We start from the raw sequence: 22,768 nt of genomic DNA on the forward strand, positions 1-22,768 counted from the left end.
CCGGGCGTCGGTCAGCTCTGGACTGTGCGCTGTGGTCACATCGCCTGCACGTGCTCGTCGGACGGCGGGAGCGCGAGGGCGTCGGGCGACCTCACTTGTCCGTGGATCCGCCTGATGCGCGCCCCGTTCAAACGGACCACACCTTAGCGCGCGCCGATGACCGTCGGATCGATCTGGTAGGACGGGGGCGTGACGGAGGACGGAGGCGGGACGGACCTGATCCCGGGCCTGGACGACGTGCCCCGGGTCCCCGCGGACAAGGCGCCGCAGGGGAAAGGGGCCGGGGGCAAGGGCGGGAGGAAGGCCCCGAAGAAGGGGGCCAGGCGGCCGGCGGAGGAGCGCCCGGTCGCCCGTGTCGCGGTCGACATGTCCCTGCCGCATCTCGACCGTCCGTTCGACTATCTGGTGCCGGTGGAGCTCGACGCGAAGGCCGTGCCGGGGTGCCGGGTCCGGGTGCGGTTCGCGGGGCAGCTCGTCGACGGGTTCCTGCTGGAGCGGGTCGAGGAGAGCGGCCATGACGGGAAGCTGCTGTACCTGGAGCGCGTGACGTCCCCGGAGCCGGTCCTGGCGCCGGAGGTCGCGTCTCTCGCGCGGGAGGTCGCCGACCGCTATGCGGGGACGTTCGCGGACGTGCTGAGGCTCGCGGTCCCGCCGCGGCACGCCCGGGTGGAGGCCGAGGCCGTCGAGGAGGACGCCGGCGAGGAGCGGGTTCCGGCGGCCGAGGGCGAGAATCCTTGGGCGGAGTACCCGGCGGGCGTGTCGTTCCTGAACGCGCTGTCCGAGGGGAGGGCGCCGCGGGCGGTGTGGACGGCGCTGCCGGGACCGGAGTGGGCGGCGGCGATCGCGCGGGCCGTGGCGGTGACGCTGGAGGCCGGGCGCGGGGCGCTGGTCGTGATGGCGGACGGCCGTGACGTGGCGCGGGTGGACGCGGCGCTGAAGGCGGAGCTGGGGGAGGGGCGGCACGTCGCGCTGACGGCGGAGCTCGGCCCGGCGGAGCGGTACCGGCGGTGGCTGGCGGTGCTGCGGGGGAAGGCGCGGGCGGTGGTCGGGACGCGGGCCGCGATGTTCGCGCCGGTCGCCGATCTGGGCCTGGTCGTGCTGTGGGACGACGGCGACGACGTGCACGCCGAGCCGCACGCCCCCTATCCGCATCCGCGCGAGGTGCTGGCGCTGCGCGCGCACCGGACGGGGGCGGGGGCGCTGATCGGCGGGTTCACCCGGACGACGGACGCGACCGTGCTGGTCGAGACGGGCTGGGCGCACGCCCTGGCCGCGGACCGGACGCGGGTGCGGCGCGCGATGCCCCGCGTCCGGTACATGGGGGAGGACGCGCAGCTGGCGCGGGACGCGGCGGCGCGCACGGCGCGGCTCCCGAACCTGGCGTTCGAGGCGGCGCGCGGTGCGCTGGAGCATGGGCCGGTGCTGGTGCAGGTCCCCAGGCGCGGCTATGTGCCGGGCATTGCGTGCGGACGATGCCGGACCCCGGCGCACTGTGCCGCCTGCCAAGGGCCTTTGGCGCTGCCGTCGTCGCATGCGGCCCCGTACTGCCGCTGGTGCGGCCGCATAGCGGGGGACTGGCACTGCCCCGAATGCGGCTTCTTCCAGCTGCGCGCGGTCGTGGTGGGAGCGAAGCGCACGGCGGAGGAGCTGGGCCGGGCGTTCCCCGGTGTGCCGGTACGGACGTCGGGGCGTGAGGCGATCCTCGAACGGGTCGGGCCGGAGCGCGCGCTGGTGGTGTCGACGCCGGGTGCGGAGCCGCCCGCCGAGGACGGCTACGCCGCCGCGCTGCTGCTGGACGGCTGGGTGCTGCTGGGGCGGCCCGACCTGCGGGCGGGGGAGGAGACGCTGCGGCGCTGGATGAACGCGGCGGCGCTCGTCCGTCCGGAGGGGCCGGTCGTGGTGGCGGCGGAGGGCGCGCTGCCGGAGGTGCAGGCGCTCGTCCGGTGGGATCCGGTCACCTACGCCGAGCGGGAGCTGGCCGAGCGGCGGGAGGCGGGGTTCCCGCCGGCGGCGCGGATGGCGTCGCTGACCGCGACCCCGGCCGCGATCCGGGAGCTGCTGGCGGACGCGCGGCTGCCGGACGGGGCGGAGGTGCTCGGACCCGTTCCCGTCCCGCGGCAGCCCGGCGCCGAAGGGCCGGAGAAGGAGCGCGCCCTCGTCCGCGTGCCCCGCGCAGCCGGGGCCGCGCTCGCGCGCGCGCTCAAGGAGGCTCAGGGGATCCGGAGCGCCCGCAAGGCGACCGAGACCGTCCGCGTCCAGGTCGACCCGCTCGAGCTCATCTGACCGCGGGGACGCGGGCCGGGCGGTGCGCCGAGTTGGCCCCCGCGGCGGGCGCGGGCCAATAGGGTTCTCGGGTGGCCGAGAACTGGGTGGAGACGACCGCGGGCGACCTGCGGCGCTGGGCGGACGAACGCGGCGAGAAGGTCGACGGGCAGGGCGCTCAGCTGCTGCTCGACCTCGCCGGGCGGGAGATGGGGCTGGCCGGGCCGGACGCCCTCACCCCCGGCGCGCTCCGCGAGCTGCTCCTGGAGGTGTTCCCGGAGACGGTCGTCGCGGGCGCCGACGAGGTGCCCTCCGTGCTGGACACGCTGCGCGCCGTCGTGGCGTTCCTCGGCGACACCGGCGCCGTGCCCGAGGCGCGCGCGGCCGAACTCGCCGCCGAGATCGACCGGCTCGCCCCCGAGTTCGCCGAGGTGGTCGCCGAGACCGACAGCGCCGAGCGGCAGGTCGCCGCGGAGGTCGTCGCCGGGCTGATGGAGGCCGACGGCGTCCCCCTCGACGACCAGGACGCCGTCGAGGAGTGGATGCGCGAGTTCGAGGCGCTGCCCGACGAGGAGCGCTACGCCCGCGCCGAGGAGTACCTGCGGCGCACCGAGGAACTCGTCGTGCCGCCGGTCCGGCTGGCGCCGGCGGCGGAGCTGTCGGACGCGGCGCGCCGCTCCGCCCTGACCGCCGAGGTCCGCGCGCTGGCGGAGTGGACGGGCGAGCGGGCGCTGAACGAGCTGGACGAGCTGACCGCGGCGGACGCCGAGGCGGCGGTGGCCGCGATCGGCCTCGCCACCCCGCGCCGCCTGCCCGGCACCGACGTCGAGGACCAGGCGGACCTGCCGGAGCTCCACCGGCTCTGGTGGGCGGCGACCGAGGCCGAGGTGATCCGCGCCGAGGGCGGCAAGGCCGCGCCGGGCCCCGCGCTGGGCGACCTCGGCGGCGCCGACGACGAGCGCGCGCTGGCCCTGTGGCTGCGGCTGCTGGACTCCGTCGCCGTCCCCGAGCACGACCCGTCCGACGGCCTCGACGCGATCGAGCTGGTCCAGAACGAGCTGACCGGCGTGCTGATCCACCTGTACGAGCAGGAGGAGCCCGCGACCGCCGGCGAGCTGGCCGAGGCGCTGCTCGGCCACGTCGCCGAGGCCTACGACGTCTCCGACGAGCGGTCGCTGGCCGAGGCGGTCCGCGACGCGCTCGCGCTGGAGCTGGACGACCTGGCCCGCTGGGGCGTCGTCGAGCCCGCCGGCGACGGCGGCCGCGCGCTCACCCCGCTCGGCGTCTGGGGCGTCCGGGAACTGCTGCTGTCGGACGGGTTCACCGCGCCGGTCGTCGGGGCGCTGGCCGGCGCGCCGGCCGCCGAGCTGGTCGCCGGGCTGGCCTGGCACCGGCCCGACACCGCCGACGAGGAGATCGACGGGTGGCTGGCCTCCCACGACGTCAAGGACGCCGCCGCCGACCTGCTGGACGTGATGCGCGGCGGCGGGCCGGGCGCCCGCAACCTCGCCGCCGCCGTCCTGCACCGCGTCGGCGCGGAGGCCGCGCCGGTAGTGCGGGCCGCGCAGGAGCACCCGCTCGTGTCGCCGTACGCGGCGCTCTGGCTGAACGCGGTCGGCGACCCGTCCGGCCGGGAGCTGTCCCGCGCCGAGTACCTGTGGGTGTTCGTCGACACCGTCGCCGGGATGCTGGAGACCGCCGAGCCGGAGGAGGCCGTCGAGGCCGCGCTGGTCGACGCGCCGCCCGGGGCGGAGATGCGGGACATGGTGGACGAGCTGTGGCGCACCGACCACCCGGGCGTCGCCGACGTCCTGGAGGCCCTCGGCGACCACCACCCCGACAAGGCGACCGCCAAGGCCGCCCGCACCGCCGCCTACAAGGCCCGCTCGGCGGGCGCCGCCGGGAACGGCGGCGTGTGAGGCCCGCGTGATCCCTCCGTAGACTGGAGGCCGCGACACCCACGGTCCCGCCCGCCGCGCCCCGAACGGGCGCCGCGCGGCGCCCCACCCGCAGGAACGGAGTCCTCGTTGGCCGTCAAGCCCATCCGCCTCTTCGGCGACCCTGTGCTGCGCACGCCCGCGGAGCCGGTGAAGGACTTCGACAAGGAGCTGCGCAAGCTCGTCAAGGACCTCACCGACACGATGATCGACGCTCCCGGGGCGGGCCTGGCGGCGCCGCAGCTCGGCGTGGGCCTGCGGGTGTTCACCTACTACGTCGACGACCGGCTCGGGCACGTGGTGAACCCGACCCTGGACCTGTCGGACGAGCAGGAGACGGGCGACGAGGGCTGCCTGTCGCTGCCCGGCCTGGCCTTCCCGACGCCGCGCTCGGTCGGCGTCGTGGCGAAGGGCTTCAACATGCACGGGGAGCCGATCACGCTGGAGGGCACGCACCTGCTGGCCCGCTGCGTCCAGCACGAGACCGACCACCTGGACGGGATCATCTTCATCGACCGGATGGACCCGGAGCAGCGCAAGGCCGCGATGAAGGCGATCCGGGAGGCCGAGTGGTTCGGCGACCCGGCGCCCGTGGTGAAGGAGTCGCCGCACCGCACCTTCGGGAAGGCGATCTAGATGCGTCTCGTCTTCGCTGGGACGCCGGAGACGTCGGTCCCGTCGCTGGACGCGCTGCTCGCGTCCGGCCACGAGGTGGCCGCGGTGGTGACCCGTCCGGACGCCCGGTCGGGACGCGGCCGGCACATGGAGGCCAGCCCGGTCGCCGCGCGGGCCGCCGAGGCGGGCGTCGAGGTGCTCAAGCCCGCCAAGGCCCGCGACCCGGAGTTCCTCGACCGGCTCCGCGCGATCGCGCCCGACTGCTGCCCGGTCGTCGCCTACGGGGCGCTGCTGCCACGCGAGGCGCTGGACATCCCGCGGCACGGCTGGGTGAACCTGCACTTCTCGCTGCTGCCGGCGTGGCGCGGCGCGGCGCCCGTCCAGCGCGCGATCCTGCACGGTGACGACGTGACCGGCGCGGCCACGTTCCAGATCGAGGAGGGCCTCGACACGGGCCCGGTCTACGGCGTGCTCACCGAGCCCATCCGCCCCACCGACACCACGGGCGACCTGCTCGGACGGCTCGCCGAGGCGGGCGCGGGGCTGCTGCTCGACACGATGAACGGCATCGAGGCGGGCGTGCTGGAGCCGCGGCCGCAGCCGACCGAGGGCGTGTCGCACGCCGCCAAGCTGAACCCCGAGGACGGTCACGTCGACTGGACCACGCCGGCGCTGCACATCGACCGCCTGATCCGCGCCTGCACCCCGGCCCCGGGTGCGTGGACGTCGTTCCGCGACGCCCGCGTGAAGCTCGGTCCGGTCCGTCCCGTCCCGGACGCCGGGAAGCTGGCGCCGGGCGAGCTGCGCGCCGGGAAGAAGGAGGTGCTGGTCGGCACGGCCACGCACCCCGTCTCGCTCGGCGATGTCCAGCCGCAGGGCAAGCGCCTCATGGCCGCCGCCGACTGGGTCCGCGGCGTCAACCTGACCGATAAGGACGCGTTGCACTGATGCCGCCGACCCGCAGCGGCAGGGGCCGCCCCGACCGCAACCGCAGGCCCGGCGGCCCCCGCCAGACCGGCCGCCCGCAGGACCTCGTCCGGCGCACCGCGTTCGACGTGATCCGCGCCGTGGAGACCCGCGACGCCTACGCGAACCTGCTGCTGCCGACGCGGCTGCGCGACCGCGGCATCACCGGCCGCGACGCCGCCCTCGCCACCGAGCTGACCTACGGCACGCTGCGCGGCCGCGGCACCTACGACGCGGTCCTCGCCCTGTGCAGTGACCGCGAGCTGCGCCGGATCGACGCGCCGCTGCTGGACGTCCTGCGCCTCGGCGCGCACCAGATCCTCGCGACCCGCATCCCGCCGCACGCCGCGGTCGGGACGACGGTGGAGCTGGCGAGGTCGGTGGCGGGCCCCGGCCAGGCCAAGTTCGCCAACGCCGTGCTGCGCAAGGTCGCCTCCCGCGACCTGGACGCGTGGCTGGCGATCGTCGCGCCCGCCGACGCCGACGCCACCACCCGGCTGTCGGTCGCGCACAGCCACCCCAAGTGGATCGTGTCGGCGCTGCGCGACGCGCTCGGCCCCGACCGCGGCGAGATCGGCGACCTGCTGGAGGCCGACAACGCGCGCCCGCGCGTGACGCTGGTCGCCCGCCCCGGCCGCGCGACCGTCGAGGAGCTCCGCGACGCGGGCGCCGAGCCGTCCCGGTACTCGCCGTACGCGGCGGTCCTGGGTGAGGGCGACCCGGCGCACATCGACGCCGTCCGGGACGGGCGCGCCGCCGTGCAGGACGAGGCGAGCCAGCTCGTCGCCCTCGCGCTCGCGGCGGCCCCGCTGGAGGGCCCCGACGCCCGCTGGGCGGACATCTGCGCGGGTCCGGGCGGTAAGGCGGGCCTGCTGTCGGCCGTCGCCGGCGAACGCGACGCGCGGCTGCTCGCCGCCGACGTCCAGCCGCACCGCGCGGGCCTCGTCAGGCGCGCGGTCGACGGCCGGGCGGGCGTGGTCGCGGCGGACGGCACCGCCCCGGCGTGGCGGCCCGGCGCGTTCGACCGGATCATGGTCGACGCGCCCTGCACCGGCCTCGGCGCGCTGCGGCGCCGTCCCGAGGCCCGCTGGCGCCGCGGCCCCGAGTCGGTCGCCGAGCTGGGGCCGCTGCAGCGCGAGCTGCTGGCGGCCGCGCTGGAGTCGGTCCGCCCCGGCGGCGTCGTCGCCTACGTCACCTGCTCGCCGCACCTGGCGGAGACGCGGGTGGTCGTGGACGACGTGCTGCGGCGCCGCGACGGCGTCGAACGGCTCGACGCGCCCGCCGTCCTGGCGTCCGTCGCGCCGGACCTCACCGGTGTGGGCGACGGCCCGTACGCGCAGTTCTGGCCGCACCGGCACGGCACCGACGCGATGTTCCTCGCCCTGCTGCGCCGCGGGGACTGATCCGCCGGTGCTCACCGGCTTCATGCTCGCGATGAGCTACCTCGGCAGCGCCGGGTTCTACATCCCGGTGCTCGTCGTCCTCTACTGGTGCGTGCACCCGCGGCTGGCGGCGCGCGCGATCGCCGTCCTGTCGTTCGGGTCGACGCTGAACACCGTCCTGAAGCTGGTGTGGCACGCCCCGCGCCCGTTCTGGACGGACCCGGCGGTCCGGAAGGGGCAGCCGCTCGCCTCGTTCGGGATGCCGTCGGGGCACGCGCAGAACGCCGTCGTGACCTGGGGGTTCTTCGCGTCCAGGACGCGGCGGGCGGCCGTCTGGGCGGCCGCCGCCGTCGTCATCGCGCTGATCGGGGCGTCGCGGGTGTATCTGGGCGTCCACTCGCTGGGCCAGGTGATCGTCGGCTGGGCGATCGGCCTCGGCGTGCTGGTCCTGGCGCTGTGGCTCGAACCGCGCGTCGTGCCGTGGTGGAGTGCGCGCCCGCTGCTCCTGCAACTGGCGATGGCTTTGCTGATCTCCCTCGCCTTCCTCGGCGGGGCGTGGCTCGCCGTCCGCTCCCTGCACGGCTGGCACTGGCCCGCCGCCTGGGCGAAGGCGATCATCGCGGCCGGCGGGCACACCCGTCCCGTCACCGTGAACGAGGCGGCCGCCGCCACCGGCGGGCTGTTCGGGATCCTGGCGGGCCTGTCGGTGATCGCCGCGCGCGGCTGGTTCGACCCGGGCGGCTCCCTCGGGCGCCGCCTCGTCCGGCTGCTCGTCGGCGTCGCGGGCGCGGCCGTGCTGTCCCTCCTCGACCTGCTCCCTGGGCCGCGCGCGGGGGAGGCGTTCGCCGTCCAGGCGCTGCTCGGCCTGTGGGCGGCGGCGGGAGCGCCGGAGGTGTTCGTGCGCCTCAGGCTGGCGCGCCGTGCCGAGCCTCGTGCCACCCCCGCGCTCACCCGGCCGGGTGATGAGCGGGACGAACCGGCCCAATAGACTCGGGGAATCATGGCACCACAGATCGCACCCAGCATCCTGTCCGCTGACTTCGCCCGGCTCGCCGAGGACGTCGCGCTCATCTCCGGCACCGCCGACTGGGTGCACGTCGACGTCATGGACAACCACTTCGTGCCCAACCTCACCCTGGGCCTCCCGATCGTCGAGGCGCTGCTCAAGCACAGCGCGCTGCCCCTCGACTGCCACCTCATGATCGAGGACCCGGACCGGTGGGCGCCGCAGTACGCCGAGGCCGGCGCGGGCAGCGTCACCATCCACGCCGAGGCCGCCAAGGCCCCGATCCGCACCCTGCGCACCATCCGCGCCGCCGGCGCCCGCGCCGGGCTCGGTGTGAACCCCGCCACGCCCGTCGAGGGCTTCGAGGACCTGCTCGGCGAGATCGACATGCTGCTGCTGATGACCGTCGAGCCGGGCTTCGGCGGCCAGAAGTTCCTGGACGTGGTGCTTCCCAAGGTCCGCCGCGCCCGCGAGATGATCAAGGGGCGGGACCTGCCGGTCTGGCTCCAGGTGGACGGCGGCGTCTCCGCCGAGACGATCGAGCGCTGCGCCGAGGCCGGCGCGGACGTCTTCGTCGCGGGCAGCGCCGTCTACGGCGCCGACGACCCGTCCGAGGCCGTCCGGAGGCTGAAGGCGCAGGCGGAGAAGGCCACCGCTGCCGCCGCGTGGTGACGGGTCGCTGACCGCATGGTGACACTTCCCTGCGCGGCCGTCCTGTTCGACGTGGACGGCACGCTCGTCGACTCCACCCCGCTGGTCGAGCGGGCCGCCCGGGTCTGGGCCGTCGAGTACGGCCTGGACGCCGATGAGTTCCTGTCGGGCGCGCACGGCCGCCGCACGAGCGACCGCGTCGCCGACTTCCTGCCCGCCGAGCGGGTCGCCGCGGCCACCGCCCGCCTCGACGCCCTGGAGGCCCAGCGGACCGACGGGATCACCGCGCTGCCCGGCGTGCTGGCCCTGCTGACCTCGCTGACCGGCATGCCGTGGGCGCTGGTGACGTCCATGGACAAGGAGCAGCTCCGGGTACGGACCGGCGTTGCCGGGGTGCCGCTGCCGCCCGTCGCTGTCACCGCCGAGGACGTCGCGCGCGGCAAGCCCGACCCGTCCGGCTACCTCCTCGCCGCCGGCCGGCTCGGCGTCGACCCGTCGGCCTGCCTGGTGATCGAGGACGCCCCGGCGGGCATCGCCGCGGGCCGCGCCGCCGGCGCGACGGTCCTCGCCGTGGCCACCAGCCACGACCGGGCGGAGCTGACCGGCGCGCACGCGATCGTCCCGGACCTGACGCACGTCGCCGCCGCCCCCGGCGGCCTCCGCCTCACTCGCTGACCAGGTCGTTCCGCCCGCCGGCCGGGACGTTCCGCCGCGGAAGCGGGCCGCGCCGCCGGGCCCACGTTGGGAATGGCGGTCACCACGGGCCGCGGCGGCGCGGAGTCGGATGCGTAAGGCGGAGGCGGGTTCCGGATCGGGGTCTACCCGGTGCCGGAGATCGTCGAACGTCGGACCGGGCGAGGATAACCCGAACGAGCGCTTGGTCGGCCGGATGCGGCCGTGGCGATGCTCACATGGGCGGGCGGTGGTTCGCATGGCACACTGTTCCCAAAGCATGAACGCGTGCTCCGGGGTCGGTGAAATTCCGAACCGGCGGTGACAGTCCGCGACCCGGCCGAAGCCATCGGCCGGTTGACCTGGTGGAACTCCAGGACCGACGGTGAAAGTCCGGATGGGAGGCAGCGCGCAGTACACCCTTGTCACCGCAGGGGTGTCCGCAACGTCGACGCACGTACACCCCCGGAGCCGGGTTCCGTAGCAGCGGAACTAGGAGGCCCGGGGAAATGTTCACCGGCATCGTCGAGGAGCTCGGCGAGATCGTCGCGATCGAGGCCGAGGGCGACTCGGCCGTCCTGACGATCCGCGGCCCGCTCGTCACCGAGGACGCCGTCCACGGCGCGTCGATCGCCGTCAACGGCGTCTGTCTCACCGTGGTGGACGCCAAGGGCGGGACCTTCACCGCCGACGCGATGAAGGAGACCCTGGACCGGTCCAGCCTCGGCGCGCTGGAGCCCGGGTCCAAGGTCAACCTGGAGCGGCCCGTCCGGCTCTCGGACCGGCTCGGCGGCCACCTCGTCCAGGGCCACGTCGACGGCGTGGGAACGATCCTCTCCCGCGAACCGGGCGAATGCTGGGACGTCGTCACCGTCTCGCTCCCCGCGCCCCTCGCCCGCTACGTGGTCGGCAAGGGCTCGATCACGATCGACGGCATCAGCCTCACGGTCGTCGAGGCCGGCGCCGACCGGTTCAGCGTCGCGCTCATCCCGACCACGCTGTCCCTCACCACGCTCGGGCACAAGAAGCCCGGCGACCCCGTGAACCTCGAGGTCGACGTCGTCGCCAAGTACGTCGAGCGGATGCTCGGCGACCGCGCGGCGGGCGGCCTGGTGGACGGCGCGACGGGCGGCGTGGCATGAACTGGCTGGGCGCGGGCTTCGACGTCTTCGGCGAGCACATCCTGTGGACCGACCTCGCCGGCAACGTCCTGTCGCTGGCCGTGGTGTGGCTCGCCATGCGCAAGACCCTCTGGACGTGGCCGGTGCAGCTGGTCGGCGCGCTGCTGCTGCTCGCCGCGTCCCTGCACGCCGACGTCCCCGGCAACGCCCTCAAGCAGGTGCTGTTCGGCTTCCTCGCCGTCTACGGCTGGGCGATGTGGGCGCGCGGACGGCGCGGCGGGGACCCCATCGTCGTGCGGAGCGCGACCGCGAAGGAGCGGGCGGTGCTGATCGCCGCGCTCGTCGTCGGCACCGCCGCCGTCGCCGAGCTGTTCCTCCACGTCGACTGGCTGAAGGCCGCCTGGTCGCCGTGGGCGAACGCCTACATCTTCGTCGGCAGCGCCGTCGCGACGTTCGCGCAGAGCCGCGCGCTCGTCGACTTCTGGATCGTGTGGGTGCTGGTCGACCTGGTCGGCGTGCCGGTCGCCCTGCACTCCGGGCTGTACGTGTCCGGCGCGGTCTACGTGATCTTCTTCGTGATGGTGATGGTCGGGTTCAGGAACTGGCTGCGGGAAGCGAAGGCAGTGCCGGCCCCCGGTAACAAGGCGGTGACCGCATGAGCGGCAACGACGGACTGAACGCAAGCGGGATCTTCGACCCGGTCGAGGAGGCGGTCGCCGACATCGCGGCGGGACGCCCCGTCGTGGTCGTCGACGACGAGGACCGCGAGAACGAGGGCGACATCATCTTCGCCGCGTCGAAGGCGACGCCGGAGCTGCTCACCTTCACCATCCGCTACACCAGCGGCGTGATCTGCGTCCCGATGGAGGGCGCCGACCTCGACCGGCTGCAGATCCCGCTGATGACGGCGCAGAACAGCGAGCGCATGCGCACCGCCTACACCGTCAGCGTGGACGCCCGGCTCGGCGTCAGCACCGGCATCTCCGCCGCCGACCGGGCCCGGACGATCCGGACCCTGGCCGACTCGGCGTCCGAGCCGGGCGACTTCGTCCGCCCCGGGCACATCTTCCCGCTGCGCTACCACGAGGGCGGCGTGCTGCGCCGCCGCGGCCACACCGAGGCCGCCGTCGACCTCGCCCGGATGGCGGGGCTCGCCCCGGCGGGCGTCCTCGCCGAGGTCGTCAACGAGGACGGCACCATGGCGCGCCTTCCCGAGCTGCAGGTGTTCGCCAAGGAGCACGGCCTCAAGCTGATCTCCATCGAGCAGCTCGCCGAGCACCGCCGCCGCACCGAGGCGATGGTCACCCGCGTCGTCGAGACCCGGCTGCCGAACCGGTACGGGATGTGGCGCGCCGTCGGGTTCTCCAGCGAGATCGACGGCGGCGAGCACCTCGCGCTCGTCCTCGGCGAGATCGGCGACGGCGACGACGTGCTCGTCCGCGCGCACTCCGAATGCCTCACCGGCGACGTCCTGCACTCCGAGCGCTGCGACTGCGGCACCCAGCTCGACGCGGCCATGGAGCGCATCGCCGAGGAGGGCCGCGGCGTCGTGGTCTACCTGCGCGGGCACGAGGGGCGCGGCATCGGCCTGCTCGCCAAGCTGCGCGCCTACGCCCTGCAGGACAACGGCTCCGACACCGTCGACGCCAACCTCGAACTCGGCCTGCCGGCCGACGCGCGCGAGTACTCCAACGCCGCGCATATGCTGCGTGACCTGGGCGTCCGCTCGATCCGGGTGCTCACCAACAACCCCGACAAGCTCGCCGGCCTGGACGGGTTCGGGCTGGAGGTGCGCGGCCGCGAGTCGATGCCCGTCGTCGTCACCGAGCACAACCGGCGCTACCTGACGGTCAAGCGGGACCGTCTCGGACACGAGATCGAAGGACTCTGATGAGCGGAGCGGGACGGCCCGAGGACACCGTGGTCGACGCGGCCGGGCTGACGCTCGGCATCGTCTGCACCCGCTGGCACGGGCAGATCACCGATCAGCTGCTGGAGCGCGCCGTCGCCGCCGCGAAGGCCTGCGGGATCGACGCGCCCGCCGTCGTGCGGGTCGCCGGCGCCCTGGAGATCTCCGTCGTCGCCCAGCAGATGGCCCGCGACATGGACGCCGTCGTCTGCCTCGGCGCGGTCATCCGGGGCGCGACCGCCCATTTCGACTATGTCTGCGAGTCCGTGACGACCGGTGTGACACGCGTTGCACTGGACGAGTCGACTCCGGTGGGCAACGGGGTCCTCACATGTGACACCATTGAACAGGCACTGGAACGCAGCGGGCTGCCGGGCAGCTCCGAGGACAAGGGATGGGAGGCGACTGTGGCCGCACTCGACACGGCACTGACCCTGCGAGGTCTGCGGCATCACGGTCACGCCGGGCACGGCCTGGAGCATTTGTAGCGGGTACAGGGGTTCCGCCCCTGAATGACTCGCGCATCTGGGCTCCTGATCCGCCCCGGTATCCCGTAGTTCGCAACCATCCGAAAGGCAATTCCGTGCTGTCACTCGTCCTGCCCAAGGGGTCGCTGGAGAAGGCGACCATGCAGCTGTTCGACGCCGCCGACCTCACCGTCCGGCGCGCCTCGGACCGCGACTACCGCGCCTCCATCGACGACCCGCGCATCGACCGCGTCCGGGTCCTGCGCCCGCAGGAGATCCCGACCTACCTCGAGCAGGGCCTGTTCGACCTCGGCATCACCGGCCGCGACTGGATCACCGAGACCGACTCCGACGTGGTCAGCCTCGGCGAGCTCCAGTACTCCAAGGCGACCTCCAACCCGGTCCGCGTGATCATGGCGGTGCCGGAGGACGCGCCCTGGCAGAGCGTGTCCGACCTGCCGGAGGGCGTCCGGATCTCCACCGAGTTCCCGGCGATGACCAAGCGGTTCCTCGACAAGCACGGCGTGAAGGCCAAGGTCGTCCCGTCCTACGGCGCGACCGAGGCGAAGGTCCCCGACATCGTGGACGCGATCGTCGACCTCACCGAGACCGGCTCGTCGCTGCGCAAGAACGGCCTGCGCATCCTCGACACCCTCCTGACCAGCTACACCGAGCTGGTCGCCAACCGCGAGGCCTACGAGGACGCCGAGAAGCGCGCCGCGATGGAGGACGTCTCGCTCCTGCTGCAGGGCGCCATCCGCGCGCGCGGCAACGTGCTGCTGAAGCTGAACGTCGCCCAGGCCGACCTGCGCAACGTCCTGGACATCATGCCGTCGATGTCGTCGCCGACCGTCACCTCGCTGGCGGGCGGGGACTCCAGCGCGGTCGAGTCCGTCGTCGCCAAGCGCGGGGTCAACACGCTGATCCCGGCGCTGAAGGCGGCCGGCGCGCACGACATCCTCGAGATCCCCATCTCGAAGATCGTTGACTGACGACAGGGCCCTTCCGGCCGTGTGGCGTCCCCGGACCACACGCGTCGTCGCCTACACCACGGCGGGCGTGGTCGTGCTCGGCCTGGCCGCGCTCGCCGTGGTGGTGGCACCCCAGTTCAAGCTGTTCGACCGGGTGCTGATGGTCGCGTTCGGCATGGTCGTCGCGTGGGTCCTGCACATGCTGGCCCGCTGCCGCGTCACCGCCGACGACGAGGGCCTCACGGTCGTCAACGCCTTCAACACCCGCCGCCTCGCCTGGCCCGAGGTGCTCGGCGTGTCGATGACCGAAGGCGACCCGTGGCCCACCCTCGACCTCGCCGACGGCACGTCCATCGGCGCCATGGGCATCAACGGCGCCGAGAAGGCCCTCGCCGCCCGCCAGGTCACCGAGCTGGAGTCCCTCCTGCGCACCCGCAGCGAAACCCCCGACCCCGCCTGACACCCCCTGTTCTAGGCTGTTGGCAGGACCGGGCGCTCAGCCATGTGCCATTGTATGGGCATGAGCGCGCAGAGTATCGAGTCATGTGCGGAAAGTGGTCACATGGAGCCTGAGGCGCTGCCAGACTGGGTGATCCCCCCGCCGGGCGGTTTCACCGCCGACCACTTCCTGCGCATGCGCGGTCTGCCCCGGCACACGGAGCTGATCGACGGGAGCCTGGTCTTCGTGAGCCCGCAGCGCAAGTGGCACAGCAGGGTGATCAACCTTCTCTGGGACGAACTCGACCGCCAGGCGCCAAACGATCTGCGAGTCGATCGGGAAATGGCCGTGAAGCTCGCCAAGCGGCAGGTGCCGGAGCCCGATGTGCTGCTGGTGACCGCTGAGGCGTACGACCGGGAGGAGCCGGCCACCTACTACCTTCCCGAGGACCTGGTGCTCGCCGTCGAGGCCGTCTCGCCCGACTCGGAGGAGCGGGACCGGGGGACCAAGCCCGCGAAGTACGCCGCGGCCGGGATCAAGCATTTCTGGCGGGTCGAGGAGGATCAGGGCCGGACCGTCGTGTACGTCTACGAACTCGATCCCGGCAGCGCCTCGTACGTGCCCACGGGCATTTACCACGACCGGCTCAAGGTGACGGTGCCGTTCGACATGGACATCGATCTCAACGCCGTCGGGAAGCGGCGGTAGGTCTCCCGCAGCGGGTCAGTCGGTGTTGGTGCCGGTGGGGGCCGGTGGGACCCGGTAGGTGTCGGTGGTGCCGTAGGCCCAGTCGAGCATGCGGGCGGCGTCGGCGAAGCGGGCGCGCTCGTCGGTGGCGGAGCTGTTGAGGACGATGCCGGTGAAGGTGCGGCCGTCGCGGCGGGCGGCGAACATCAGGGAGTAGCCGGCGGCGTCGGTGGTGCCGGTCTTGATGCCGATCGCGCCCTGGTAGGAGCCGAGGAGCCGGTTGGTGTTGGTCCAGGTGTAGGCGTGGTGGGCCCGGGTCTTGGCGAGCTTGTAGGTCCGGCGGGCGACGGTGGTGCGGAAGGCGCTCTCGTCCATCGCGTAGCCGGCGAGGCGGACCTGGTCGCGGGCGGTGGAGCGGGTGGACGTGGCGGTCGGCCAGGGCAGGCCGTCGAAGTTGGCGTAGACGGTGTGGTCGAGGCCGAGTTCGCGGGCCGCTTCGTTCATGCGGCCGACGAACCTCTTCGTGCCGGGGCCGTAGGCGTCGGCGAGGGCGTAGGCGGCGTCGCAGCCGGACGGCAGCAGCAGCGCGTTGAGGAGCTGCCGCACGGTGAGACGGTCGCCCGCGTGCAGGCCGGCGGTGCTGCCGTCGTGCTTCTTGGCGTAGGCGAGGTACTTGCGCCTGATGGTGATCTTCCGGTCGAGGCCGCCGTCGTGCAGGACGACGAGGGCGGTCATCACCTTGGTGATGCTGGCGATGGGCCGTTCGGTGTCGGCGGCGCGGGACCACACGGTCGTGCCGTCCGTCGCGTCGTACAGGAGCGCCGACCTGGCGCCGACGCCGGCGGGCCCGGCGGCGGGACGGGCCGCCGCGCGGGCCGGGGGCGCCGTGAGCGCGGGGAGGGCGACGAGCGGCAGGGCGGCGACGGTGAGTGCGCGATGGCGGACGGCGAGTGACATGATCACATTCGGACACTGCCACCCGGCGAGGCCGCGTTCAAGCACCGTCCGCGCCCGCGCCGTCCGTCAGAGGGCGGTCACGAGCGTGACGGCGCCGGCGGTGATGAGGGCGGCGGCCCAGACGCGGTCCAGGTTGAACCAGGCGCGGCGCAGGACCGCCAGGCCGACGATCTCGTAGACGGCGACGGCGATGGTCCCGGCGACCGCCAGCATCGCCAGGGTGTGCACGCCGGTCACGAAGATCGCGGCGGACAGGGCGTTCCCGGACGCCGACGCGAACCCGTGGTGGTGGCCGGAGGGGACGGTGCCGGGCGAGGTGAGCACGGGCAGCAGCATCAGCCCGGCGCCGTGCGCCGACGACATCAGGAACGACCAGGCGGCGAGCTGCCACAGCGAGATCCGCATGCCGACCCAGCGGAAGTGCCGCTGCGACAGCAGCCGCCACAGCCCGAACCCGACGAGCAGGATCCCGCCGCCGATCGCGACGGCCTGCGTCGCGACGACCGACCGGGTCAGCGCGACGAGGACCGCGACGGCCCCGACGGACGCGGCGTGGCCCGCGGCGATCGCGGGGAGCGACTGCAGGACGAGTGCCCTGCTGCGCTCCTGGAGGCCGCGGGCCACCGCGAACAGCCAGCCCATCGCCGGGTTGAGGCCGTGGAACGCGCCCATCGCGACGAGCGCGGCGAGCGAGCCGTCTTTCACCGTTACGGGTAGCAGTAGGAGTCGGACGACGCGTCCCCGCCCTGCAGCCGCGTCTGGTGCGGCCGGCGGCCGCGGAACGCGTCGCCGTGCGGGAAGAACCGTTCGTCGAGGGCGAACCCGTCCGCGGTGGAGTCGAGCTTGGCCATCCAGGCGCCGACGCCGTCGGGGTAGAACTGGTCGTCCCAGGAGCCGTAGAGGGAGTTGGTGACGTAGACGCGCTTCCCGTCGCGGCTGACCTCGACCATCTGCGGTCCGCCGGCGAGCGGCAGGTCCGGCGCGGCGGGGTGCGGGGTGCGGCGGGTGATGCCGCCGATGCGGACCGAGCCGGCCTCGACGGGGTGGAACGGGTCGCTGACGTCGTAGCGCTTCAGCTCGCCGGTGCCCCAGCACGACACGTACAGCCACTGGTCGTCCACCGACAGGTCGATGTCGGTGACCAGCGGCGGGACGGCGCCGAACGGCGCGATGACGTCCGGCAGCTCCGACGCGTCGGCGGGTTCGGCGGGGATGGTGATGACCTTCGTCGCGGCCCACCGGTCGCCGTCGCGGTGCCACAGCCACACCGACGCGGACAGGTCCTCGACGCTGACGACGACGCCGGCGAAGCCGTACTGCTTGGTGGGGTCGTGCGCGGGCCGCAGCTCCAGCACCATCTGGTGCTCGTCGCCGAGGTCGACCTCCTGGACGTGGCGGCGCTTGCGCAGGTCCCAGAAGTGCAGCGAGTGCCCGTACTTGCGGCCGAGCAGCAGCTCCCCGACGACGCCGTCCTCGATCATGGACGGGGTGCCCCACTCGGAGGTGATGAGCACGTCGTGCGCGATGTGCCACCAGGCGTCGTAGGCGAAGTACTGCGGGCCGCGGTCGACCTCCCAGCGGCCGAGGACGTCGAAGGAGGTGTGGTCGAGCAGCGCGATGCCGCCCGGCCCGTCCTCGCCGTTCGCGCCGCCGAGCGCGGTCAGGTACAGCCCCTCGGGCCCGCAGTGGACGGTGTGGGGCCGCGAGTAGCCGGCGCGTTTCGCCAGCTCGTCGGGCTCCAGCACCTTGATGATCTCGGGTGCGGTCGGCTTGTCCTTGGTGTCGATGACGTAGACCCGCGACGACCGCAGCCCCGGCACGATCAGGTAGCGGCGCTCCACGTGCGGGTGCGGCGCGTACGGGCACAGGGCGCTGCTGCACGCGTTCCACCCGAAGTGGTGCAGCTCGTCGCCGAGGTAGGGCAGGTCCGTCCAGCCGACGACGTCGCCGTAGGACACCGAGCCGGGGTCGACGTCGAGGACGGCGATCGCGTCCGGCTTCTCCGCGGCGCGGTCGAACGCGGCGACGTAGGCGAGCTTCTCCGGCGGCGCCGACACCGCGTCGCGCGGCGAGGCGTAGAAGGTCGGGTCTGGCTTCCACAGTGCCATGGAGGCGGGTCCCTTCAGGAGACGGTGACCGGGTGGCGGACGACGGCGCCGAACAGGTAGCCGAGCGTGTTGTAGGGGGCGGTGGACGGCTGGAACGCGCCGGTCTCGTCGGTGGCGCGGGCGAGCAGTTCGTGGCGTCCGGGGCCGTTGGGCCGCCACGGGAACTCCCAGCGGACCCAGCCGTGCGCGGGGGCGTGCCGGTCGCGCAGGCGGGCGGGCCGCCAGGTGCGGCCGCCGTCGGCGCTGACCTCGACCTTCCGGACGCGTCCGGTGCCGGACCAGGACCGTCCGTGCAGGAGCCGGCGGCGGGCGGGCAGGGGCGCGTCCCATGGCAGCTCGAACGCCGACTTGACGTTCATGCGGGTGAGCGGCGCGCTGCCCTCGGGCGGGTAGCCGGGGCCGAAGAGCCGGTAATAGCGGGTGTTCCAGGGGGAGTAGAGCGGTTCGTCGGCGACCTGGACGTCGCCGAGCCACTTGATGTTGGCGACGCCCACCCAGGACGGGACGACGAGCCGGACGGGGAAGCCGTGGTCGGGTGGCAGCGGCGCGCCGTTCATCTCGTAGGCGAGCAGGACGTCGTCGAGGGCCTTGGCGACGGGCAGGGGGCGCCTGACCCGGCCGAGGTTCTCGCCTTTGTCCACGAAGTCAGCGTCCAGTCCGCGCGGCAGGATGTCCACCGCCCTGGAGGTGAGACCCGCGCGTTCGAGGACGGCCGACAGCGGCACGCCGCGCCAGCGGGCGACGCCGACGCCGCCGAGTCCCCACGGGGTGCCGGAGACCTGCTGGCCCTGCTGGGAGGTGTAGAAGCCGCGCGCGTTGCCGGTGCATTCGATGGCCGAGGTGATGGTCTCGGCGCGCATGCCGAGCAGGTCCTCGTAGCTGAACTCGATGGGGCGCGTCTCCGGCGGGGCGCCGTGCAGGCCGGTGCCCCAGAGCTTGAGGCGCCAGGTGCGGGCGTCGATGCGCGGCGTGGCGACGTGGTTGCGGACGAAGAACCGGTCGACGGGGGTGAGGTGGCCCTGCCCGCGCATGGCCTCCCAGCGCATCTCGGCGTTGGTGCCCTGCGGGACGAACAGTTCGGGCGGCAGCGGTTTGACGATCCCGGTGGCGGGGGCCGGGTCGGCGAAGGCCGGGCGCGGGACGGCGCCCGCCGTGCCGAGTGCGGCGCCGAGGCCCGCGCCGGCGGACAGGCGCAGCATGCCGCGCCGCGACAACGCCTGGACGGGCGGAGCCTGGGCGGGCGGAGCCTGGGTCGTGCGCACGCGTTCGTAGGTCGCCTCGTCGGTCGGGTCGCCGCCGGGGCCGGGCTGGGGACGGGGCGTGTCACCGGTTCGCATGGGCTCGATGCTGCTGATCGGCCGCCCGAAAGTCAACTTTCCCTACAGCTTTACCATGGAAACAGTGCCGGAAACCCGGGATGCGGACGTCTGGGAGACGGGCGCCCGGCTGGGTAGCCTGGCAATCATGGCGGAGACGGCGCCGACGGCAGCGGACGAGGTCGCCTCGCCCGCGGACCTGGCGGCCCTGCTGGACCGGCACGCCTACCTCTGCGACGAGGGCCTCGCCACCGCGTGCTTCCTCGCGCTGCGGATGGGCCGCCCGCTGTTCCTGGAGGGCGAGGCCGGAGTCGGCAAGACCGAGCTGGCCAAGACCCTGGCGACCGCGCTCGGCGCGCCGCTGATCCGGCTCCAGTGCTACGAGGGGCTGGACGCCTCGCAGGCCCTCTACGACTGGGACTTCCCGCGCCAGCTGCTGCACCTGCGCGCCGCCGAGGCCGCCGGCGCCCGCGACGTCGCGCGGCTGGAGGGCGAGCTGTACGACCGGCGGTTCCTGCTGGCCCGCCCCCTGCTGCGGGCGCTGGAGACCTCCCCGAGCGTGCTGCTGGTCGACGAGCTGGACCGCGCCGACGACGAGTTCGAGGCGTTCCTGCTCGAGGTGCTCAGCGACTTCACCATCACCGTGCCCGAGCTCGGCACGATCCGGGCCGAGCGCCCGCCCGTCGTCGTCGTCACCTCCAACCGGACCCGCGAGGTGCACGACGCGCTGAAGCGGCGCTGCCTGTACCACTGGCTGGAGCACCCGTCGTTCGACCGCGAGGTCGCGATCATCCGGCGGCGGCTGCCCGGCGCGGCCGAGCGGCTGGCCGGGCAGGTCGCGGGCGCGGCGCAGCGGCTGCGCGCCCGGGACCTGCTGAAGCCGCCCGGCGTCGCCGAGTCCCTCGACTGGACCGAGGCGCTGGTCGCGCTCGGCGTCCGCGAGCTGGACCCGGGCACCGCCGCGGTGACGCTCGGCGCCGTGCTCAAGTACCGCGAGGACCAGCAGCGCGTCCTCGCCGGCGGCCTCGACGCCCTGCTCGACGGGGGGTGAGCGGGCGGTGCGCGACGTCATCGAGACGATGGTCGGGTTCGCCAGGACGCTGCGCGCCGCCGGCGGCACCGCCGACCCCGAGCGCGTCCAGGCCATGCTCGGCGCGCTCGACCACCTCGACGTCCTCGACCCCGCGGAGGTGTACTGGGCGGGCCGGCTGACGCTGTGCGCCGACCCCGACGACCTCGCCCGCTACGACCGCTGCTTCGCCGCGTACTTCTCCGGCGCGACGGCCCGCCAGGCGCGCCGCCCGCAGCCCGTGGTGGTGCGCCGCACGACGGTCGCCGAACCGGCGGGCGGCGCCGGCGGCGAGGACGAGGGCGAGCTGAAGGCGGCGACCGCCAGCGCGATCGAGGTGCTGCGCGACCGGGACGTCGCGCGCCTCACCGCCGCCGAGCGCGCCGAGGTCGCGCGGCTGATCGCGGTGCTGGACGCGGGCGCCGAGCGCCGCCGGTCGCGCCGGTTCGCGCCCGCGCCGTCGGGCCGCCTCGACCCGGCCCGGACCGTCCGGGAGACGCTGCGGCGCGGCGGCGAGACGTCGCTGCTGCGGCACCGCGCGCACCGCACCCGGCCGCGCCGCGTCGTGCTGCTCGTCGACGTCAGCGGGTCGATGAGCCCGTACGCGGACGCGCTGCTGCGGTTCGCGCACGCCGCGGCCCGCTCCGGCGGCCGGGACGTGGAGGTGTTCAGCGCCGGGACGCGGCTGACCCGGCTCACCCGCGAGCTGCGGCACCGGGACGCGGACGCGGCGATGGCGGCGGCGTCCGCCGCGATCCCGGACTGGTCCGGCGGCACCCGGCTCGGCGAGGAGCTGAAGGAGTTCCTCGACCGGTTCGGGCAGCGGGGCCTCGCGCGCGGCGCGGTCGTCGTGGTGGCCTCCGACGGCTGGGAGCGCGGCGACGCGGCGCTGCTCGGCGAGCAGATGGCCCGGCTGCGGCGGCTCGCGCACCGGGTGGTCTGGGCGAACCCGCACAAGGCGCGTCCGGGGTACGAGCCGCTCACCGCGGGGATGGCGGCGGCGCTCCCGCACATCGACGACTTCACCTCCGGCCACAGCCTCGCGGCCCTGGAGGGGCTGGCGCGGCTGATCGCCGACACCGGAAAGGGGCGGGCGCATGCGCGACGTGCTGGATGACATCGCCGGCTGGTACGCGGCGGGGGAGACGTTCGGGCTGGCGACGGTGGTGAACACCTTCCGCAGCGCGCCGCGCCCGGCGGGCGCCGCGATGGCGGTGTCGGCGGACGGCGAGGTCGCCGGCAGCGTGTCGGGCGGCTGCGTCGAGGGCGCGGTGTACGAGCTGGCGCAGTCGGTGCTGGCGAGCGGGGAGCCGGTCGTGCAGCGGTACGGGGTGAGCGACGACGACGCGTTCGCGGTCGGGCTGACCTGCGGCGGGATCCTGGACGTGCTGGTCGAGCCGGTCGGCCCCGCGACGTTCCCGCAGTTCGCGGACGTCGCGGCGGCGATCCGGGCGCGCGAGCCGGTGGCGGTCGCGACGGTCGTCGCCGGGCCGGGGCGGATCGGCGCGCGCCGCGTCGTCTGGCGGGACCGGGCGGCGGGCTCGCTCGCGCCGGGCGAGCCGCACGCGGCGCGGCTGGACGCGGCGGTCGACGACGACGCGCGCGGCATGCTCGCGCAGGGCCTCACCGGGCAGCGGCACTACGGCCGCGAGGGGGAGCGGCGGCTCGACGACCTGGCGGTGTTCGTGCACTCGTTCGCGCCGCCGCCGCGGCTGCTGGTGTTCGGCGCGATCGACTTCGCGGCGGCGGTGGCGCGGGTCGGCAAGTTCCTCGGCTACCACGTGACGGTCTGCGACGCCCGCCCGGTGTTCGCGACGCCGAAGCGGTTCCCCGACGCCGACGAGGTCGTGGTGAAGTGGCCGCACAAGTACCTGGAGGAGTCCGGCGCCGCGATCGACGAGCGGACCGCGATCACCGTCCTCACCCACGACCCGAAGTTCGACGTGCCGCTGCTGGAGGTGGCGCTGCGGACGCGCGCCGGGTACGTCGGCGCGATGGGGTCGCGCCGCACCCATGACGACCGGCTCGACCGGCTGCGCGAGGCGGGCCTCACCGACGCCGAGCTGGCGCGGCTGCGCTCGCCGATCGGGCTGGACCTCGGCGCGCGGACGCCGGAGGAGACGGCGGTGTCGATCGCGGCGGAGCTGGTCCAGCTGCGCTGGGGCGGGTCCGGGCGGCCGCTGACCGACACCCGCGGCAGGATCCACGCCGCCGGCTGACCCGCGGGCTACCC

Annotated in this window: 22 protein-coding genes and 1 riboswitch; of the genes, 18 read left to right on the forward strand and 4 right to left on the reverse strand. The window is 74.4% G+C overall.

Annotation, left to right across the window (positions count from 1 at the left end; all coding sequences use genetic code 11):
• Positions 1-189 precede the first annotated feature (189 nt).
• The 15 genes from J4709_RS30390 to J4709_RS30460 all read left to right on the forward strand — a co-directional run bounded on the left by J4709_RS30390 (position 190) and on the right by J4709_RS30460 (position 15,106).
• On the forward strand, positions 190-2,283 hold the full coding sequence (locus J4709_RS30390; RefSeq protein ID WP_208245599.1) for a primosomal protein N': 2,094 nt from the start codon (positions 190-192) through the stop codon (positions 2,281-2,283).
• A 71-nt stretch (positions 2,284-2,354) separates the two neighbouring features.
• Entirely contained in the window at positions 2,355-4,181 is a 1,827-nt protein-coding gene (locus J4709_RS30395) for an NACHT domain-containing protein (RefSeq protein ID WP_208245601.1), read from the forward strand.
• A 108-nt stretch (positions 4,182-4,289) separates the two neighbouring features.
• Positions 4,290-4,835, forward strand: coding sequence for a peptide deformylase (def, locus tag J4709_RS30400; protein ID WP_208245604.1), 546 nt, complete (start codon positions 4,290-4,292; stop codon positions 4,833-4,835).
• A complete protein-coding gene (fmt, locus tag J4709_RS30405; protein ID WP_208245606.1) occupies positions 4,836-5,762 on the forward strand; it encodes a methionyl-tRNA formyltransferase in 927 nt (308 codons plus the stop codon).
• Positions 5,762-7,183, forward strand: coding sequence for an RsmB/NOP family class I SAM-dependent RNA methyltransferase (locus tag J4709_RS30410; RefSeq protein WP_208245608.1), 1,422 nt, complete (start codon positions 5,762-5,764; stop codon positions 7,181-7,183). Before fmt ends, J4709_RS30410 begins: the two co-directional genes overlap by 1 nt.
• Positions 7,184-7,190: 7 nt before the next feature.
• Positions 7,191-8,150: a phosphatase PAP2 family protein gene (locus J4709_RS30415; RefSeq protein WP_208245610.1), complete on the forward strand. Its 960-nt coding sequence runs from the start codon at positions 7,191-7,193 to the stop codon at positions 8,148-8,150.
• A 12-nt stretch (positions 8,151-8,162) separates the two neighbouring features.
• The gene (gene rpe / locus J4709_RS30420) at positions 8,163-8,840 is read left to right on the forward strand and encodes a ribulose-phosphate 3-epimerase (RefSeq protein WP_208245612.1); all 678 of its coding nucleotides are present in this window, start codon (positions 8,163-8,165) and stop codon (positions 8,838-8,840) included.
• Between the two features lie 15 nt (positions 8,841-8,855).
• Positions 8,856-9,494 (forward strand): HAD-IA family hydrolase, encoded by a 639-nt coding sequence (locus tag J4709_RS30425; protein WP_208245613.1) that lies wholly within the window; start codon positions 8,856-8,858, stop codon positions 9,492-9,494.
• A 281-nt stretch (positions 9,495-9,775) separates the two neighbouring features.
• Positions 9,776-9,906: riboswitch (FMN riboswitch) on the forward strand.
• 94 nt (positions 9,907-10,000) lie between these two features.
• Positions 10,001-10,633, forward strand: a complete 633-nt coding sequence (locus J4709_RS30430; protein WP_208245615.1) for a riboflavin synthase — start codon at positions 10,001-10,003, stop codon at positions 10,631-10,633.
• A complete protein-coding gene (gene pnuC / locus J4709_RS30435; RefSeq protein ID WP_208245617.1) occupies positions 10,630-11,271 on the forward strand; it encodes a nicotinamide riboside transporter PnuC in 642 nt (213 codons plus the stop codon). Before J4709_RS30430 ends, pnuC begins: the two co-directional genes overlap by 4 nt.
• Positions 11,268-12,503 (forward strand): bifunctional 3,4-dihydroxy-2-butanone-4-phosphate synthase/GTP cyclohydrolase II, encoded by a 1,236-nt coding sequence (locus J4709_RS30440; protein WP_232384228.1) that lies wholly within the window; start codon positions 11,268-11,270, stop codon positions 12,501-12,503. The genes pnuC and J4709_RS30440 overlap by 4 nt, the downstream gene beginning before the upstream one ends.
• The gene (gene ribH, locus J4709_RS30445) at positions 12,503-13,009 is read left to right on the forward strand and encodes a 6,7-dimethyl-8-ribityllumazine synthase (protein ID WP_208245620.1); all 507 of its coding nucleotides are present in this window, start codon (positions 12,503-12,505) and stop codon (positions 13,007-13,009) included. Before J4709_RS30440 ends, ribH begins: the two co-directional genes overlap by 1 nt.
• 95 nt (positions 13,010-13,104) lie before the next feature.
• Positions 13,105-13,980: an ATP phosphoribosyltransferase gene (gene hisG / locus J4709_RS30450; RefSeq protein ID WP_208245622.1), complete on the forward strand. Its 876-nt coding sequence runs from the start codon at positions 13,105-13,107 to the stop codon at positions 13,978-13,980.
• The gene (locus J4709_RS30455; protein WP_232384229.1) at positions 13,973-14,419 is read left to right on the forward strand and encodes a PH domain-containing protein; all 447 of its coding nucleotides are present in this window, start codon (positions 13,973-13,975) and stop codon (positions 14,417-14,419) included. Before hisG ends, J4709_RS30455 begins: the two co-directional genes overlap by 8 nt.
• A gap of 102 nt (positions 14,420-14,521) precedes the next feature.
• Positions 14,522-15,106, forward strand: a complete 585-nt coding sequence (locus J4709_RS30460; protein ID WP_208245631.1) for a Uma2 family endonuclease — start codon at positions 14,522-14,524, stop codon at positions 15,104-15,106.
• Positions 15,107-15,121: 15 nt separating this feature from the next.
• On the opposite strand, the gene J4709_RS30465 is transcribed toward J4709_RS30460, so the two are convergent.
• The 4 genes from J4709_RS30465 to J4709_RS30480 form a co-directional block, all read right to left on the reverse strand.
• A complete protein-coding gene (locus J4709_RS30465) occupies positions 15,122-16,042 on the reverse strand; it encodes a D-alanyl-D-alanine carboxypeptidase family protein (RefSeq protein ID WP_208245633.1) in 921 nt (306 codons plus the stop codon).
• Positions 16,043-16,108: 66 nt separating this feature from the next.
• A complete protein-coding gene (locus tag J4709_RS30470) occupies positions 16,109-16,747 on the reverse strand; it encodes a hypothetical protein (protein WP_208245635.1) in 639 nt (212 codons plus the stop codon).
• Positions 16,748-16,749: 2 nt separating this feature from the next.
• Complete coding sequence (locus J4709_RS30475) at positions 16,750-18,150, reverse strand: selenium-binding protein SBP56-related protein (RefSeq protein ID WP_208245637.1); 1,401 nt, start codon at positions 18,148-18,150, stop codon at positions 16,750-16,752.
• Between the two features lie 14 nt (positions 18,151-18,164).
• Complete coding sequence (locus J4709_RS30480) at positions 18,165-19,487, reverse strand: sulfite oxidase (protein WP_208245639.1); 1,323 nt, start codon at positions 19,485-19,487, stop codon at positions 18,165-18,167.
• Between the two features lie 127 nt (positions 19,488-19,614).
• Between J4709_RS30480 and J4709_RS30485 the strand changes: the two genes are divergently transcribed.
• The 3 genes from J4709_RS30485 to J4709_RS30495 are packed head-to-tail and all read left to right on the forward strand — an operon-like array spanning position 19,615 to position 22,754.
• On the forward strand, positions 19,615-20,517 hold the full coding sequence (locus J4709_RS30485; protein WP_208245641.1) for an AAA family ATPase: 903 nt from the start codon (positions 19,615-19,617) through the stop codon (positions 20,515-20,517).
• Between the two features lie 7 nt (positions 20,518-20,524).
• The gene (locus J4709_RS30490) at positions 20,525-21,652 is read left to right on the forward strand and encodes a vWA domain-containing protein (protein WP_307801661.1); all 1,128 of its coding nucleotides are present in this window, start codon (positions 20,525-20,527) and stop codon (positions 21,650-21,652) included.
• A complete protein-coding gene (locus J4709_RS30495; protein ID WP_208245643.1) occupies positions 21,633-22,754 on the forward strand; it encodes an XdhC family protein in 1,122 nt (373 codons plus the stop codon). Before J4709_RS30490 ends, J4709_RS30495 begins: the two co-directional genes overlap by 20 nt.
• Positions 22,755-22,768: the final 14 nt, after the last annotated feature.

Source organism: Actinomadura violacea, from assembly GCF_017573465.1.
Classification (GTDB): Bacteria; Actinomycetota; Actinomycetes; order Streptosporangiales; family Streptosporangiaceae; genus Spirillospora; species Spirillospora violacea.